The sequence below is a fragment of the Actinomadura sp. HBU206391 genome, assembly GCF_014323665.1.
Lineage (GTDB): Bacteria > Actinomycetota > Actinomycetes > Streptosporangiales > Streptosporangiaceae > Actinomadura_C.
In genome coordinates this window covers 1-1,592 of record NZ_JABVEB010000523.1, presented here as the reverse complement: position 1 = coordinate 1,592, position 1,592 = coordinate 1, and the positions used below count along the sequence as shown (strand labels likewise).

General features: G+C 70.7%; 2 protein-coding genes. One reads left to right on the top strand and one right to left on the bottom strand.

All coding sequences use genetic code 11. The features are described 5' to 3' along the window. Positions 1 to 126: 126 nt before the first annotated feature. Entirely contained in the window at positions 127 to 621 is a 495-nt protein-coding gene (locus tag HKK72_RS39070) for an ester cyclase (RefSeq protein WP_187239403.1), read from the top strand. 57 nt (positions 622 to 678) lie between these two features. Here the strand turns inward: HKK72_RS39070 and HKK72_RS39065 are convergent, their stop codons facing one another. Continuing rightward, complete coding sequence (locus tag HKK72_RS39065; RefSeq protein WP_187239402.1) at positions 679 to 1,545, bottom strand: LLM class flavin-dependent oxidoreductase; 867 nt, start codon at positions 1,543 to 1,545, stop codon at positions 679 to 681. Between the last annotated feature and the right edge of the window lie 47 nt (positions 1,546 to 1,592).

Below are 1,592 nucleotides of genomic sequence, written 5' to 3'. Positions count from 1 at the left end.
GTAGTGTCCGGACCCACCGACCGCGCGATCGGCTGAGGCCACAGGAGCCGCCCACGGCGCGACCCGCCGTGGGCGGCTTCCGTCGGCCCCACCGAACCACGCTGAATCAGGCTATCGTGACGAAACATGAAATACCGGCTTAGATCGCCCAGTCGGCCGCAGCCCGCCGAGAAGGAGCTTCCGAAGTCCGACCCTCGACGTCCCCTCGACCAGCTGGGGAAGTACTTCAACCGCCACGATCTTGACGGGCTGGCACGCTCCTTCGCCCAGCACGCCGTCCTGGTTGCACCGGACGGCGTCGGGCAGGACCGCGAGGAGATCGCCTCCTACTACGGCCTGTTCATGGAAGCGTTCCCGGACTCGATGTGCACGCCCCAGTCGGTGACCATGTCCAGGGACACCGTGGTGGCGGAGTACACGCTCACCGGCACCCACAGCGGCCCCTACCTGCTGCCCGGTGGCGAGTTCGTCGAGGCGACCCGGCGTCCCATCACCGTCCGCGCGTGCAGCGTGTCGATCGTCGAGGACGGCGTCATCGTCAGCCACCGCATCTTCTACGACCAGCTCGAACTGGTCGCCCAGCTCGGCGGGTCCGTCATGTTCCGAGACGACGAAGCGTGATCGTGGCGCCGCCCTCCGGCGAGGCTCGGCACGACCCCCGGCTTCATCGCCGCCCGGTCAGACGCGCGGCGGACCCTGCTCGATTCGGCGCAGCATCGGTTCGGCCCGCTCCAGGTCGCCGTCCCAGGGCATCCGCTCGTCCCACCACGTGACCCCGGCGTCGGCCAGCGGGCCGACCATGTCACGACCGGCCGCAGGGTCGCCGGGGCTCTTGCCGCCGACGGCGATCTCGAACGGCCGGTCGGCCAGCCCGTTGTCCGCGCGGCGGGCGTGCAGGAACCGCACGAGTTCCTGGACGTCGCCCACCTCGGGCGGGCGTGCGACGTCCGCCCCGACCATCGCCGGCATCGCCCCGTCCCACCGCGCCGCCCGGCGCATCGGCGCCTTGTTCGGCCAGAATCCGCCGACCCAGATCGGCACCCGCGGACGCTGCACCGGGGTCGGCCGGAAGGCGACGTCGTCGATCGTGATCTGGTCGCCCCGATAGGTGACCTGCTCACCCGACCAGAGCAGGTCTAGTGCGTGCAGGCCCTCGTCCAGGCGCTGGGCGAGTACCTTGGCGTCGGTCGTGTCGCCGAAGGTGCCGTATTCGTCGTCCACCGGCGCGCCGAGACCGACACCGAGGATCATGCGGCCGCCGGTCAGCCGGTCAAGAGTGGTCACCTCCCTCGCCAGCTTGGCCGGCCGCCGCCGCGCCACCGGCGTGATCGCCGTGCCGAGCCGGATCCGCCGGGTCGCCAGAGCCGCGGCGGTGAGCAGGATCCACGGATCCGCGATCTCCCTGCGCAGGTGCTTCTGTTCGACGACGTGGTCCCAGAGGAACAACGCGTCCCAGCCCGACTCCTCGGCCCGGCGGGCGACGTCGGCGACGACCTCGGGCGCCGCGAACTCCCCGAAGTTCGGAATGCTGATCGAGTACCGCATGGCGCCAGCCTGTCATCCGGCACCGACAAAGCCGGGTTCTCGCTCAC